This window comes from Pseudomonas sp. NPDC088368 (assembly GCF_044753445.1).
Classification (GTDB): Bacteria; Pseudomonadota; Gammaproteobacteria; order Pseudomonadales; family Pseudomonadaceae; genus Aquipseudomonas; species Aquipseudomonas bambusae.
On sequence record NZ_JBIVNG010000001.1, the window covers coordinates 166,613 to 179,245 of the forward strand.

The 12,633-nt window shown below is 59.3% G+C and carries 15 protein-coding genes; 13 read left to right on the forward strand and 2 right to left on the reverse strand.

What is annotated here, in order from left to right; all coding sequences use genetic code 11:
- Positions 1-48 precede the first annotated feature (48 nt).
- Positions 49-1,323 (reverse strand): cation:dicarboxylate symporter family transporter, encoded by a 1,275-nt coding sequence (locus ACIQAL_RS00690; protein ID WP_401141386.1) that lies wholly within the window; start codon positions 1,321-1,323, stop codon positions 49-51.
- 133 nt (positions 1,324-1,456) lie between these two features.
- Between ACIQAL_RS00690 and ACIQAL_RS00695 the strand changes: the two genes are divergently transcribed.
- Complete coding sequence (locus ACIQAL_RS00695) at positions 1,457-2,386, forward strand: LysR family transcriptional regulator (protein WP_166593665.1); 930 nt, start codon at positions 1,457-1,459, stop codon at positions 2,384-2,386.
- Positions 2,387-2,567: 181 nt separating this feature from the next.
- Here the strand turns inward: ACIQAL_RS00695 and suhB are convergent, their stop codons facing one another.
- A complete protein-coding gene (gene suhB, locus ACIQAL_RS00700; RefSeq protein ID WP_166593664.1) occupies positions 2,568-3,383 on the reverse strand; it encodes an inositol-phosphate phosphatase in 816 nt (271 codons plus the stop codon).
- A 237-nt stretch (positions 3,384-3,620) separates the two neighbouring features.
- Between suhB and trmJ the strand changes: the two genes are divergently transcribed.
- The 12 genes from trmJ (at position 3,621) to rlmN (ending at position 12,620) form a co-directional block, all read left to right on the forward strand.
- Positions 3,621-4,394, forward strand: a complete 774-nt coding sequence (gene trmJ / locus ACIQAL_RS00705) for a tRNA (cytosine(32)/uridine(32)-2'-O)-methyltransferase TrmJ (protein ID WP_341959710.1) — start codon at positions 3,621-3,623, stop codon at positions 4,392-4,394.
- The gene (cysE, locus tag ACIQAL_RS00710) at positions 4,394-5,182 is read left to right on the forward strand and encodes a serine O-acetyltransferase (RefSeq protein ID WP_401141390.1); all 789 of its coding nucleotides are present in this window, start codon (positions 4,394-4,396) and stop codon (positions 5,180-5,182) included. The genes trmJ and cysE overlap by 1 nt, the downstream gene beginning before the upstream one ends.
- Positions 5,183-5,352: 170 nt before the next feature.
- Positions 5,353-5,844 carry a Fe-S cluster assembly transcriptional regulator IscR gene (iscR, locus tag ACIQAL_RS00715; protein WP_166593661.1) on the forward strand — a complete coding sequence of 164 codons (492 nt, stop codon included), beginning with the start codon at positions 5,353-5,355 and terminating at the stop codon, positions 5,842-5,844.
- A gap of 44 nt (positions 5,845-5,888) precedes the next feature.
- Entirely contained in the window at positions 5,889-7,103 is a 1,215-nt protein-coding gene (locus ACIQAL_RS00720) for an IscS subfamily cysteine desulfurase (RefSeq protein ID WP_341959706.1), read from the forward strand.
- Positions 7,104-7,187: 84 nt separating this feature from the next.
- Positions 7,188-7,574: a Fe-S cluster assembly scaffold IscU gene (iscU, locus tag ACIQAL_RS00725; RefSeq protein WP_062383507.1), complete on the forward strand. Its 387-nt coding sequence runs from the start codon at positions 7,188-7,190 to the stop codon at positions 7,572-7,574.
- Positions 7,575-7,609: 35 nt separating this feature from the next.
- The gene (gene iscA / locus ACIQAL_RS00730; RefSeq protein WP_065990022.1) at positions 7,610-7,933 is read left to right on the forward strand and encodes an iron-sulfur cluster assembly protein IscA; all 324 of its coding nucleotides are present in this window, start codon (positions 7,610-7,612) and stop codon (positions 7,931-7,933) included.
- A gap of 8 nt (positions 7,934-7,941) precedes the next feature.
- The gene (hscB, locus tag ACIQAL_RS00735) at positions 7,942-8,460 is read left to right on the forward strand and encodes a co-chaperone HscB (protein ID WP_166593659.1); all 519 of its coding nucleotides are present in this window, start codon (positions 7,942-7,944) and stop codon (positions 8,458-8,460) included.
- A gap of 46 nt (positions 8,461-8,506) precedes the next feature.
- On the forward strand, positions 8,507-10,369 hold the full coding sequence (hscA, locus tag ACIQAL_RS00740; RefSeq protein WP_401141394.1) for a Fe-S protein assembly chaperone HscA: 1,863 nt from the start codon (positions 8,507-8,509) through the stop codon (positions 10,367-10,369).
- A gap of 3 nt (positions 10,370-10,372) precedes the next feature.
- Positions 10,373-10,714 carry an ISC system 2Fe-2S type ferredoxin gene (fdx, locus tag ACIQAL_RS00745; protein ID WP_166593657.1) on the forward strand — a complete coding sequence of 114 codons (342 nt, stop codon included), beginning with the start codon at positions 10,373-10,375 and terminating at the stop codon, positions 10,712-10,714.
- 13 nt (positions 10,715-10,727) lie between these two features.
- Positions 10,728-10,928, forward strand: coding sequence for a Fe-S cluster assembly protein IscX (iscX, locus tag ACIQAL_RS00750; RefSeq protein ID WP_401141397.1), 201 nt, complete (start codon positions 10,728-10,730; stop codon positions 10,926-10,928).
- A 90-nt stretch (positions 10,929-11,018) separates the two neighbouring features.
- Positions 11,019-11,444, forward strand: coding sequence for a nucleoside-diphosphate kinase (gene ndk / locus ACIQAL_RS00755; RefSeq protein WP_401141400.1), 426 nt, complete (start codon positions 11,019-11,021; stop codon positions 11,442-11,444).
- A 27-nt stretch (positions 11,445-11,471) separates the two neighbouring features.
- Positions 11,472-12,620, forward strand: a complete 1,149-nt coding sequence (rlmN, locus tag ACIQAL_RS00760) for a 23S rRNA (adenine(2503)-C(2))-methyltransferase RlmN (protein ID WP_341959699.1) — start codon at positions 11,472-11,474, stop codon at positions 12,618-12,620.
- Positions 12,621-12,633 lie beyond the last annotated feature (13 nt).

Consider the following 12,633-nt stretch of genomic DNA (forward strand, 5'->3'; position numbering starts at 1 on the left):
CTTCTGAAAAACTGCCTGATGGATTGACCAAAATCCTGGGGAGCGAATTTATTCGCGATTCGATGTCTTGGGCGGTAGAGAATTCCCGCCCATGCCGCCGTCTCGCGAATGAGTTCGCTCCCACAGGTTTGGGGCATTCTGCCACCGCGCAATCGCCAGGCACGCGACACAGTTGCCCAGTACGTTGGTCAGTACGCGGCATTTCATCAATCGCTCCACGCCCAGCAGCAAACCTACGCCCTCCACCGGCACGATGTGCAGCAGATTGAGCGTGGCGATCAGCGTAAAGAACGCCGAGCCAGCCATGCTGGTCGAACCCAGCGACGTCACCAGCGAAATCAACAGCAGGGTCAGCAGATCCGAACCTGTCAGTTCGATGCCCGACATCTGAGCCAGAAACAGGACCGCCGTGATCAAGTAGATGTTCGAGCCGCTCAGGTTGAAGGTGTAACCCGTGGTCAGGACCAATCGGGTCAATTGCCGCTCGCAACCCAGTGTCTGCATTTTCTCGATCAGGCCGGGGAGGGCGGCGACGGACGATCCGGTGAAGGTGACCAACAGCAGTTCATCTTTGACGTGTTTCACCAGCGACCAGAGCGACACGCCGGACAGCTGCGCCACCGGTATCAGCACCAATACAACAAAGGCGCCACTGGCCAGGTACATCACCGCGACGAACTTCAGCAACGGCAGCGCGGACGCGGGGCCGAATTTTCCGAGGGTAAATGCGATGGCGCCAAACGCGGCGAGCGGTGCGAAACGCAGAATGATCCTCAAGCCCTTGAACAGCAGCTCTACCAGCTTTTCCAGCAATGCGTGCAAGCGATCAGTCTGGCGGTGGCCTTTGGCGCGCATCATCACAAAGCCTGTCACTAAGCCCGCGAGCATGACCTGCAAGATCGGATTCTGAGTGAGCGCCCGCAACAAAATCGAGCCGACGGCGGACCAGGAAAAGCCTGGCGTCGCTGGAGGAATGTGCCCGAGGTAAAGGGAAACGTTCGAGGTGCTCAGCGTGGCGCCTGCGCCGGGATGAGTGAGTTCTGCGATCAGGCAACCGAGGCACAGCGACAGCAGCGCCATCGCCTGAAAGTAAAGCCACACCTTGCCCGCCAACCCGCGTTGCCTGACCTTGAGGCCCGCAACGCCCGAAGCGATCAGCAGGAACATCATGAACGGCATCAGCCAGCCAATGACCCTGATGAACCCGTCGCTCAGCGGTTTCATCTCAACGGCGAGCTTCGGATCGAAGACACCCAGCAGCGCGCCACAGAAGATGGCCAATAGAAGTTGCAACGTGGCACTGCTCAAAAGCCTTGTCGGCATCGGCGTTCCGGAGATGTTGTATTTATTGTCATGAGCGTGGCTTGTCAGCACGGTGGCGATTGGGCACGCTTGCCGGCCTGCTGTCGCAATGACCGGGCGGCAATCATAAAACCTCGCTGCGGGATAGACCACCATGGAGCTTCGTCATCTGCGCTATTTCGTCATGGTGGCCGAAGAGCGACATTTCACCCGTGCGGCGGCGCGATTGAACATGCAGCAGCCTCCGTTGAGCCAGCAGATCCGTGCGCTGGAAGACGAGTTGGGTTTCGAGCTGTTCAAACGCCATCCCAAGGGAGTGGATCTCACGGCGGGCGGGCAGGTCTTTCTGCAGGAAGCGCAGGACATTCTGGCGCGGGTCAAAGAAGGATCGCTCAAGGCTTCCCGCGCAGCCCACGGCATCGAGGGACAGTTGGGGGTGGGATTCACCAGTTCGGCTGCAGCCCATCCATTGATCCCGCGCATTATCCGCGCCTACCGTGAGCGCTTTCCTGGCGTTGCCGTGATGCTCAAAGAAGGCAGCGCCCAGCAACTGACCGAAGCGGCCATTGAAGGCAGCGTCGACGTCGGGATTCTGCGTGCGCCGGTGGGGCGGCATCAAAGCATCGAGTTCCACCGCTTGCTTAACGAGGAGATGTTGCTGACATTGCCGGTGGGTCATCGTCTATTGGCGGGGCGCGATACGGGCAATGGGGCGCCTTCCATTTCGCTCAACGATCTGGCCGACGAGCAGTTCATTCTCGTCCGTCGTCCCGGAGCGCCGGGGATGTACGCCAATCTCATCAAGGCCTGCCAAAACGCGGGCTTCAATCCGAAGATCGCCTTTGAGGTTGAGCGGATGCTGACCAACGTCAGTCTGGTGGCTGCGGGCGCGGGGATTTCCATCGTGCCCGCGTCGATGAAGGACGTGCACAAAGAGAGCGTTGTCTATTGCCCGATCGTCGACGCCAAGCCCCGACTGCATGCGCCGATCACGTTGGTGTGTCGCAGCTTCAATCAACTGCCACCGTTACAGAACTTCATCGGTTTGTCCCGAGAGTTGAGTGGGAGGCGCCACCGCCGATGATCAACCTGTAGGAGCGAATTCATTCGCGAGGCGCCCATGCAGACGACACATTTTTATCGCCTGAACCGCCGTCTCGTGAATGAATTCGCTCCTACAGGTCCGTTTGTAGCCGTTAGCGCCGTGGAGATTCATAGGCATAAAAAAAACCGGCACATGGCCGGTTTTTTTGTAGCATCAACGCTTAGCGCTTGAGCGACGCTGGCACGAACGGTGCGATTGAGGTCAACACGGCTTTGAAGCACTTGGTGTTGCCCGCAACGATGTGGCCTTTCTCAAGGAATTCGTGGCCACCGTTGAAATCGCTGACCAGGCCGCCTGCTTCCTGAATCAGCAGGGCGCCGGCGGCCATGTCCCACTCGGACAGACCCGACTCCCAGAACGCGTCGAAACGACCGGCTGCAACATAAGCCAGGTCCAGGCTTGCGGCGCCCGCGCGACGGATGCCTGCGGTCTGGCCGACCAGCGAACGGAACATGTTCAGGTAGTTGTCCAGGTTGTCGAGCTGGTTTTCGCGGAACGGGAAGCCGGTGCCGAGCAGGGCGCCTTCCAGGCTCTTGCGCGGGCTGACACGCAGGCGGCGGCCGTTCAGCTGAGCGCCACGACCACGGGAGGCGGTGAATTCTTCCTGGCGAACCGGGTCGAGAACCACGGCGTGTTCCAGGCGACCGCGGTATTTGCAGGCAATGCTGACTGCGAAATGCGGCACGCCGCGTACGAAGTTGGTGGTGCCGTCCAGCGGGTCGATGACCCACAGGTAATCGGCGCCTTCGCCGGTGCCTTCTTTAAGGCCGCTTTCTTCGCCAAGGATGCCGTGATTCGGGTAAGCCTTCAGCAGCGCCTCAATGATGGTTTTTTCAGCGGCGCGATCGATCTCGGTTACGTAGTCTTTCGCGTCTTTTTCGTCGACCTTGATGGTATCCAGGCGCTCGATGGAGCGGAAAATCAATTCGCTGGCGCTGCGGGCGGCGCGCAGCGCGATATTCAGCATGGGCTGCATGGATGTAATCACCTAGGTCGTTAAAGAGAGCCGGGCATTCTAGGGGTTCTTGTCGATGATTTCCAGCGCGAAGACGGCCTTTCCTCCGCGTCTCGTCGCCTCATGCGCGACGGGCGGTCGCGGATTCGTGTCAGTTTCAGGGCCTATCCAGAGGCGTTGGCGCAAGGGTTCATAGCCTTGGGCCGGGCGCTTCTGTAAGATTCCTCCCCCTTTCCAGCTGCTAGCGAGACTGCCCCAGTGCTGCAAAACATTCGTGTCGTTCTGGTCGGAACCAGTCATCCGGGGAATATCGGTGGTGCGGCGCGTGCCATGAAGAACATGGGGCTGTCGCGGCTGGTATTGGTCGACCCTGCGCATTTCCCCCATCACGAAGCCGATGCCCGTGCCTCCGGGGCCGGCGACATTCTGGAAAGCGCCCAGGTGGTCGCGACACTCGAAGATGCGCTGGTTGGCTGCAATCTCGTCATGGGCACCAGCGCCCGGGATCGTCGTATCCCCTGGCCCTTGCTTGACCCTCGTGAAGCGGGCGTCAAGACCATCGAGCACGCTGCTCAGGGTGAAGAGATCGCTCTGGTGTTTGGCCGTGAATACGCCGGCCTGACCAATGAGGAGCTGCAACGCTGTCATTACCATGTGCACATTCCGTCCGACCCCGAATTCAGCTCGCTCAACCTGGCGGCCGCTGTTCAGGTGTTGAGCTACGAGGCACGCATGGCGTGGTTGGCGGCGGAAGGGCAGGCGAGCAAGGTCGAGAAATACGAAGTGACGTCCGTACGCAGTAACGAGCTGGCGACCATGGATGAGATGGAAAAATTCTATGAGCATCTGGAAGCCACGTTGGTCAGCATTGGCTTCCTTGATCCCGAGAAGCCTCGTCATCTGATGGCGCGGTTGCGTCGGCTTTATGGTCGCTCTGCTGTCAGTCGCTCCGAAATGAACATTTTGCGTGGCATCCTCACCGAGACCCAGAAAACGGCCAACGGTGAGCCCTACAAGCGGAAGGATCAGTGATGTTCGAGCGTTTGCGAGAAGACATTCAAAGCGTATTTCACCGTGACCCGGCAGCCCGTAACGCATTCGAAGTGCTGACCTGCTACCCCGGCATGCACGCGATCTGGCTGCATCGGTTATCAGGCTGGCTGTGGGGCAAGGACCTGAAATGGCCTGCTCGTATGGTCTCGAATTTCGGCCGCTGGATGACGGGGATCGAAATCCACCCGGGTGCCAAGGTAGGCCGCCGTTTCTTCATCGACCACGGCATGGGCATCGTCATTGGCGAGACCGCTGAAATCGGCGACGACGTGACGCTCTATCAGGGTGTGACGCTGGGCGGCACCAGCTGGAATAAAGGCAAGCGCCATCCGACGCTGGAATCCGGTGTTGTGGTGGGGGCGGGTGCGAAGGTGCTTGGCCCGTTCACCGTCGGTGCGGGTGCCAAAGTCGGTTCCAATGCGGTCGTCACCAAGCCGGTGCCGGCGGGCGCGACGGTGGTGGGCATTCCAGGGCGCATCATCGTCAAGGCAGATGAGGACGAGACCCACGCCAAGCGCAAGGCGATGGCCGAAAAGATCGGCTTTGACGCGTATGGCGTCAGTGAGGACATGCCGGACCCGGTCGCCAAGGCTATCGGCCAGTTGCTCGATCACCTTCAGGCGGTCGACGTGCGCATGGAAGACATGGGCAAGGCGCTCAAGAGCCTCGGTTGCGAGTATCGCGAACAGGAGCTGCCGGAGCTGCGAAAAGACGTGTTCGACTGCATCGAAGAGCGCAACGCGACCAAAGTGGGTCAAGGCATTTGACGCAAACGACTCTAAAAGGGTCGTTGGAACATGCCATTTGACCTCTGATCTTGCTATTATGCCGCCCGCTCTTTGCGGGTAATCCCTACTGCTTTGCTAGGTCTTATAGTTGACTTAAATACTCGGGAATAGCATACTCGCCCTCATTCCGAACCTCCGCGGTACACGTCATGCGACTGACTACAAAGGGCCGATACGCCGTCACTGCCATGCTTGATCTGGCGTTGCACGCGCAGCATGGGCCAGTGTCTCTGGCCGATATCTCCGAGCGGCAAGGGATTTCCCTTTCCTACCTCGAACAACTGTTCGCCAAGCTGCGTCGCAGCAATCTTGTGTCCAGCGTGCGTGGTCCCGGTGGCGGCTACCAGTTGTCCCGCGACATGCAGGGTATCCAGGTGGCGCAAGTGATCGATGCAGTCAACGAATCGGTTGATGCGACGCGCTGTCAGGGGCTCGGTGATTGCCATGCTGGCGATACCTGTCTCACCCACCATCTGTGGTGCGACCTCAGCCAGCAGATTCATGAATTTCTAAGCGGTATCAGCCTGGCCGACCTCGTCACTCGCCGTGAAGTGCAGGAAGTCGCCCAACGTCAGGACCTGCGTCGTTGCAATACCAAGACGCAGTTTCTGGACAAGATTGAAACATCCGCCGTTGAGTGAACGCAGATGAACGCGCGGCGCGCCTGCCCGATAGGAGATATTCAATGAGATTGCCGATTTACCTCGATTATTCCGCGACGACCCCGGTCGATCCGCGGGTTGCGCAGAAAATGAGCGATTGCTTGCTGGTGGATGGCAACTTCGGTAACCCGGCGTCGCGCTCCCACGTCTTCGGCTGGAAAGCCGAGGAGGCGGTTGAGAACGCTCGTCGTCAGGTCGCTGATCTGGTTCATGCTGACCCGCGTGAAATCGTATGGACCTCCGGTGCCACCGAGTCTGACAACCTGGCCATCAAGGGCGCCGCGCATTTCTACGCGACCAAGGGCAAACACCTGATCACCAGCAAGATCGAACACAAGGCTGTCCTCGACACCATGCGCCAACTGGAGCGTGAGGGTTTCGAAGTCACCTACCTGGACCCGACCGAAGACGGTCTGATTACGCCGTCCATGATCGAAGCTGTGCTGCGTGACGACACCATTCTGGTCTCGATCATGCACGTCAATAACGAAATCGGCACCGTCAACGACATCGCTGCGATTGGCGAACTGACCCGTTCGCGCGGCGTGCTGTTTCATGTTGACGCTGCTCAGTCCACTGGCAAGGTCGAGATCGACCTGTCCAAGCTGAAAGTCGACATGATGTCCTTCTCGGCGCACAAGACTTACGGTCCTAAAGGCATCGGCGCGCTGTACGTCAGCCGCAAGCCTCGCGTCCGTATCGAAGCGACCATGCACGGTGGCGGTCACGAGCGCGGCATGCGTTCCGGCACCCTGGCCACTCACCAGATCGTCGGCATGGGCGAAGCATTCCGTATCGCGAAAGAAGAGATGGCTGCTGAAAACGTTCGCCTCAAGGCGCTCAGTGACCGCTTCTACAAGCAGGTCGAGCATCTCGAAGAGCTGTACGTCAACGGCAGCCTGACAGCCCGCGTGCCGCACAACCTGAATCTGAGCTTCAACTACGTTGAAGGCGAGTCGCTGATCATGGCGCTCAAGGATCTGGCGGTGTCGTCCGGTTCTGCGTGCACCTCGGCTTCCCTGGAGCCTTCCTACGTTCTGCGTGCCCTGGGTCGCAACGACGAACTGGCACACAGTTCGATCCGTTTCACCTTCGGCCGCTTCACCACCGAAGAAGAGATCGACTGGGCTGCGCAGAAAGTCTGTGAGGCCGTCACCAAGCTGCGCGCTCTGTCGCCGCTGTGGGACATGTTCAAAGACGGCGTCGACATCTCGAAGATCGAGTGGGCCGCACACTAATTTCAAGTCGCCACATGAATGCGGCGCTTTGAAAACCGGGTTTTTGAAGTGTCGCCAGAGCGACAAACTGATGAGGATTGCACCATGGCTTACAGCGAAAAGGTCATCGACCACTACGAGAACCCGCGCAACGTCGGCAAGATGAACGCGGAAGACCCTGATGTCGGCACTGGCATGGTCGGCGCTCCGGCGTGCGGCGACGTCATGCGCCTGCAAATCAAGGTCAATGAGCAAGGCATCATCGAAGACGCCAAGTTCAAGACCTACGGCTGCGGTTCGGCCATCGCCTCCAGCTCCCTGGCGACCGAGTGGATGAAAGGTAAGACTCTGGACGAAGCAGAGACCATCAAGAACACTCAACTGGCTGAAGAACTGGCCCTGCCGCCGGTGAAAATTCACTGCTCCGTACTCGCCGAAGACGCCATCAAGGCCGCCGTTCGCGATTACAAGCAGAAGAAAGGCCTGCTCTGAGCAGTCTTCACCCCGCTTGCAAGTAAGGAGTCACGATGGCTATCAGCATGACCGAAGCGGCCGCCAATCACGTACGTCGTTCCCTTGATGGGCGCGGCAAAGGTGATGGCATTCGTCTGGGCGTTCGCACCACAGGCTGTTCCGGCCTGGCGTACGTACTTGAATTCGTCGACGAACCGGAAAGCGAAGACACCGTTTTCGAGTACCACGGCGTCAAGGTGATCATCGATCCCAAGAGCCTGGTTTACCTCGACGGCACCGAACTCGATTTCGTCAAGGAAGGGTTGAACGAAGGCTTCAAGTTCAACAACCCCAACTCGCGCGGTGAATGTGGCTGCGGCGAAAGCTTTAACGTCTGAGGCTTGTCGTGGGTACTCCTTGTCATTTCGCTCTATTCGATCTGCAACCGGGTTTCCGTCTGGATCTTGACCTGTTGGCTACGCGTTATCGCGAGCTTGCCCGTGGCGTGCACCCCGACCGCTTCGCTGACGCTTCCGAGCGTGAGCAGCGCGTTGCGCTGGAGCGCTCGGCGAGCTTGAACGATGCCTACCAGACGCTCAAGAGTGCGCCTAAACGGGCGCGTTATCTGTTGGCGCTCAAAGGTGAGGTGCCGCTGGAGGTCACGGTTCACGACCCCGAGTTCCTGATGCAGCAGATGCAATGGCGCGAAGAGCTCGAAGACCTGCAAGACGAGGCGGATCTGGACGGTGTCGCGACCTTCAAGCGTCGGCTCAAGGTGGCGCAGGAAGAACTGAATGATAGCTTCGCAGCCTGTTGGGACGATGCTGCACAGCGCGAACAGGCCGAACGCCTGATGCGTCGCATGCAGTTCCTCGACAAGCTTTCCTACGAAGTGCGCCAGCTGGAAGAGCGCCTCGACGATTAACCCCGCGCCGCCTTTTGGGCGGCGCGCCAGTGATATCAGAAAAGCAATGGCTCTACTGCAGATCGCCGAACCCGGCCAAAGTCCAAAACCTCATCAGCGTCGTCTGGCCGTCGGGATCGATCTCGGCACCACCAACTCGCTGGTCGCTGCCCTGCGCAGTGGCATCAGTCAGCCTCTTCCCGATCAGAACGGGCAGGTCATCCTGCCGTCGGCGGTGCGTTATCACGCTGATCGTGTCGAAGTCGGCCAGTCCGCCAAGGACGCCGCCGCCTCTGACCCGCTGAACACCATTATCTCGGTCAAGCGTCTGATGGGGCGCGGTATCTCCGACGTGAAGCATTTGGGTGAGCAGCTGCCTTACCGCTTCATTGGCGGTGAGTCGCACATGCCATTCATTGAGACCGTTCAGGGCGCGAAAAGCCCGGTTGAAGTCTCCGCTGACATCCTCAAGGTGCTGCGTCAGCGCGCCGAAGCGACGTTGGGTGGCGAACTGGTGGGCGCGGTGATCACCGTGCCAGCGTATTTCGATGACGCACAGCGTCAAGCCACCAAAGACGCCGCCAAGCTGGCGGGTCTGACCGTGTTGCGCCTGCTCAATGAGCCCACGGCGGCGGCAGTGGCTTACGGCCTGGACCAAAACGCCGAAGGCGTTGTCGCCATTTACGACCTCGGCGGCGGCACCTTCGATATCTCGATTCTGCGCCTGACCGGCGGCGTTTTCGAAGTCATGGCCACCGGTGGCGACAGCGCGCTGGGCGGCGACGATTTCGACCATGCGATTGCCAGCTGGATCATTGCCGAGGCCGGTCTGTCCGACGATCTCGACCCTTCGGCCCAGCGCCGTCTGATGCAGACGGCTTGCGCAGCCAAAGAAGCCCTCACCGATACCGATTCCGTGGACGTCGTTCACGGCGCCTGGACTGGCGTGCTGACCCGCGCCGCGTTCGACGCCCTTGCCGAGCCGATGATTGCCCGCAGCCTCAAGGCCTGTCGTCGTGCAGTACGCGATTGCGGCATCGAGCTGGACGAAGTGGAAGCGGTGGTCATGGTCGGCGGTTCCACTCGCGTGCCGCGTGTGCGTGAAGCGGTCGCTGAGCTGTTCGGTCGTCAGCCGTTGACTGAAATCGACCCGGATCAAGTGGTTGCCATCGGCGCGGCCATTCAGGCCGATACACTGGCAGGCAATAAGCGTGATGGTGGCGAGTTGCTGCTGCTGGACGTGATTCCGCTGTCCCTTGGTCTTGAGACCATGGGCGGGTTGATGGAGAAGGTGATCCCGCGCAACACCACGATTCCGGTGGCCCGCGCCCAAGAGTTCACCACCTATAAAGACGGGCAGTCGGCCATGATGATTCACGTCTTGCAAGGTGAGCGTGAACTGATCAGCGACTGCCGTTCGCTGGCGCGCTTTGACCTGCGAGGCATTCCCGCGATGGTCGCGGGTGCGGCGAAAATTCGTGTCACCTTCCAGGTCGATGCCGATGGTCTGCTGAGCGTTTCCGCTCGCGAGTTGGCGTCGGGCGTGGAATCGAGCATTCAGGTCAAGCCTTCCTATGGCCTGACCGACGGTGAAATCACCCGCATGCTCAAGGATTCGTTCCAGTACGCCGGTGACGACAAGGTCGCGCGTGTGCTGCGCGAGCAGCAGGTCGACGCCCAACGCCTGGTCGAGGCCGTCGAAGGCGCGTTGCAGGCTGATGGCGAGCGTTTGCTCGACGCCGAGGAACGCATGGTCATCGAGATGCAGGTCGACGAACTTCGTGAATTGATCAAGGGCACCGACGGTGCGGCCATCGAGCAGCAGACCAAGCGTCTGTCGCAGGTGACCGATGCGTTCGCCGCCCGCCGCCTGGACTCGACGGTGAAAGCCGCCCTGTCAGGACGCAACCTGAATGAGATTGAGGAATAATTGATGCCGCAGGTGATTTTTCTCCCCCACAAGGAGTTTTGCCCGGACGGGTTGGTGGTCGAGGCTGCGCCAGGCACATCCATCCTCGAACTGGCTCATGAGCACCATATCGAGATGGAAAGCGCGTGTGGCGGTGTGTGTGCGTGCACCACGTGCCATTGCATCATCCGCGAGGGTTTCAATTCGCTGGAAGAGGCCGACGAGCTGGAAGAAGACTATCTTGATCGTGCGTGGGGCCTGGAAGCGACTTCCCGCCTGGCATGTCAGGCCAAGGTCGGTACCGAAGACCTGACCGTCGAGATTCCGAAATATTCGCTTAACCATGCCGCCGAAGCGCCGCACTGACTGAGGGATTGTCATGAGCTACGGTTGGAATGACGTACAACGCATTGCCGAAGAGTTGGCCGAGACCCATCCGGGGCTCGATCCTTACTCGGTAGGCTTCGTCAAACTGCAACAGATGATCCAGCAATTGCCTGATTTCGACGACACGTCGGGTCGGGTCGGCGAGAAGGTACTGGAAGCGGTTCAGACCCTTTGGGCCGATGAAATAGACTGATCATCTCTGCACGTTAGGCAATACACCAGAACCCGCGTATAATTCGCGGGTTTAATTTTTCGCAATAATCACCGTTTCTGGAGTTACACCATGGCTGTTCAACGTACTTTCTCGATCATCAAGCCTGATGCTGTTGCTAAAAACGTAATCGGCGAGATCACCACCCGCTTCGAAAAAGCCGGTCTGCGCGTCGTCGCTTCGAAACTGAAGCAACTGTCCAAGGCCGAAGCAGAAGGTTTCTACGCTGAGCACAGCGCCCGTGGTTTCTTCGGCGACCTGGTTGATTTCATGACTTCCGGTCCGGTTGTCGTTCAGGTGCTGGAAGGCGAAAACGCCATCCTGGCAAACCGTGAGCTGATGGGCGCTACCAACCCTAAAGAAGCTGCTGCCGGCACCATCCGTGCTGACTTCGCCGAGTCCATCGACGCCAACGCCGTTCACGGTTCGGACTCCGAAGCTGCTGCTGCTCGCGAAATCGCTTACTTCTTCGCTGCTACCGAGGTAACCACTCGCTAAGCTGCTGCTGCGAGTGAGGGTGAATCCATGACTGATACGACTGGCAAAATCAACCTGTTGGGTCTGACCCTCCAGGAAATGGAAAAATTCTTCGAGTCCATCGGGGAGAAACGCTTCCGTGCCGGTCAGGTCATGAAGTGGATTCACCACTATGGCGTCGATAATTTCGAAGCCATGACGAACGTCGGCAAGGCGCTGCGCGAAAAGCTTGAGCGTCGTGCCGAAATTCGGGGTCCCGAAGTCGTCAGCGAGGACATCTCCACCGACGGCACCCGTAAGTGGGTCGTGCGCGTGGCGTCCGGCAGCTGCGTCGAGACTGTTTACATCCCCCAGGGCAAACGTGGCACCTTGTGTGTCTCTTCCCAAGCGGGCTGCGCGCTGGATTGCAGTTTCTGCTCCACCGGCAAGCAAGGCTTCAACAGCAACCTCACCGCCGCCGAAGTCATCGGTCAGGTGTGGATTGCCAACAAATCTTTCGGCAGTGTCCCGGCGACCGTCGACCGTGCCATCACCAACGTGGTGATGATGGGCATGGGCGAGCCACTGCTGAACTTCGACAATGTCATTGCCGCCATGCGTCTGATGATGGACGACTTCGGCTATGGCATCTCCAAACGTCGGGTGACGCTGTCCACCTCCGGCGTGGTACCGATGATCGACGTGCTGGCACAGCACATTGACGTTTCGCTGGCGCTTTCGCTGCACGCGCCAAATGACGCGTTGCGCAACCAGTTGGTGCCGATCAACAAGAAATACCCGTTGAAAATGCTGCTCGAATCCTGCCGCAACTACATGTCGGCATTGGGTGAGAAGCGCGTCCTGACCATCGAATACACCCTGCTCAAGGACGTCAACGACAAGCCTGAGCATGCCGTGGAGATGATTGAGCTGCTCAAGGACACGCCGTGCAAGATCAACCTGATTCCATTCAACCCGTTCCCGCATTCGGGTTATGAGCGTCCGAGCAATAACGCGATCCGTCGTTTTCAGGATCTGCTGCACCACGCTGGATTCAACGTCACTGTGCGCACCACGCGCGGTGAGGACATCGATGCTGCCTGTGGCCAACTGGTCGGGCAGGTAATGGACCGCACTCGCCGCAGCGAACGCTACATTGCTGTGCGCGAGCTCAGTGCCGAGACCGAAGGGGCTCAGGTCGCTGCGGCTCGCACCTGACTGCGAAATTGAC

Coding starts and splice junctions, on each gene's coding strand:
- ACIQAL_RS00690 (WP_401141386.1), bottom strand. CDS start 1,323: ATGCCGACAAGGCTTTTGAGCAGTGCCACGTTGCAACTTCTATTGGCC.
- ACIQAL_RS00695 (WP_166593665.1), top strand. CDS start 1,457: ATGGAGCTTCGTCATCTGCGCTATTTCGTCATGGTGGCCGAAGAGCGA.
- suhB (WP_166593664.1), bottom strand. CDS start 3,383: ATGCAGCCCATGCTGAATATCGCGCTGCGCGCCGCCCGCAGCGCCAGC.
- cysE (WP_401141390.1), top strand. CDS start 4,394: ATGTTCGAGCGTTTGCGAGAAGACATTCAAAGCGTATTTCACCGTGAC.
- iscR (WP_166593661.1), top strand. CDS start 5,353: ATGCGACTGACTACAAAGGGCCGATACGCCGTCACTGCCATGCTTGAT.
- ACIQAL_RS00720 (WP_341959706.1), top strand. CDS start 5,889: ATGAGATTGCCGATTTACCTCGATTATTCCGCGACGACCCCGGTCGAT.
- iscU (WP_062383507.1), top strand. CDS start 7,188: ATGGCTTACAGCGAAAAGGTCATCGACCACTACGAGAACCCGCGCAAC.
- iscA (WP_065990022.1), top strand. CDS start 7,610: ATGGCTATCAGCATGACCGAAGCGGCCGCCAATCACGTACGTCGTTCC.
- hscA (WP_401141394.1), top strand. CDS start 8,507: ATGGCTCTACTGCAGATCGCCGAACCCGGCCAAAGTCCAAAACCTCAT.
- fdx (WP_166593657.1), top strand. CDS start 10,373: ATGCCGCAGGTGATTTTTCTCCCCCACAAGGAGTTTTGCCCGGACGGG.
- iscX (WP_401141397.1), top strand. CDS start 10,728: ATGAGCTACGGTTGGAATGACGTACAACGCATTGCCGAAGAGTTGGCC.
- ndk (WP_401141400.1), top strand. CDS start 11,019: ATGGCTGTTCAACGTACTTTCTCGATCATCAAGCCTGATGCTGTTGCT.
- rlmN (WP_341959699.1), top strand. CDS start 11,472: ATGACTGATACGACTGGCAAAATCAACCTGTTGGGTCTGACCCTCCAG.